Source organism: Microvirga sp. P5_D2 (genome assembly GCF_054049475.1).
On the sequence record NZ_JBFUMH010000412.1, the window covers coordinates 1 to 634 of the forward strand.

Below are 634 nucleotides of genomic sequence, written 5' to 3' on the forward strand. Positions count from 1 at the left end.
CGGCGCTTCTTGCACAAGAGCGCCGCGTTCGTGTTTGTCGTCCCTCTTCGCCGTGATCGCCCGCGATCACGGCACGCCGTTGACGCGGGGTGGAGCAGCCCGGTAGCTCGTCAGGCTCATAACCTGAAGGTCACAGGTTCAAATCCTGTCCCCGCAACCAACACACACAAAGCCCCCGACCGGCCGACGCCGCGGGGGCTTTTTGTCGTTCAGAGAGCGCTAGCCCGTACTGTGAGGCGGCGTAACGCCCACGGGGGCAACCGCGTGAGAAAGGCTTGTTGCTGATAGGTTTGCGCCTGTCCCACACAGCGGAAGCGCTTTGGCGGTTTACCCCACCTGGCCGACACCCACCCCCAGGGCAAACCCGACCAATCTGCGGGCCAGCCACCGCCCGGCGGCATCAGCGCAGCTGGGCTAGAGCGACGACAGTTCTGATGGAGTCGTTGGGGCTATGCGGCATGTCGGCTTCGTGATTCACTTGTCTCAGCCCTCTTCAGAGGAGATGAGCGATGACCAAGTCCTACTCGCTGGATCTGCGCCGCCGGGTGGCGCGCTTTGTCGAGGCGGGCCATTCCTGCCACGCAGCCGCCCACCACTTCGAGGTCTCCGTCGCGTTCGTGGTGCGGCTCATGGC

Annotated in this window: 1 protein-coding gene and 1 tRNA gene; both read left to right on the forward strand. The window is 64.5% G+C overall.

What is annotated here, in order from left to right:
- Positions 1-83 precede the first annotated feature (83 nt).
- Positions 84-160: transfer RNA gene (locus tag ACXJKO_RS32020), tRNA-Met, on the forward strand.
- Positions 161-509: 349 nt separating this feature from the next.
- The coding region (locus tag ACXJKO_RS32025; RefSeq protein ID WP_457095016.1) for an IS630 transposase-related protein at positions 510-634 on the forward strand (125 nt) is incomplete at its 3' end.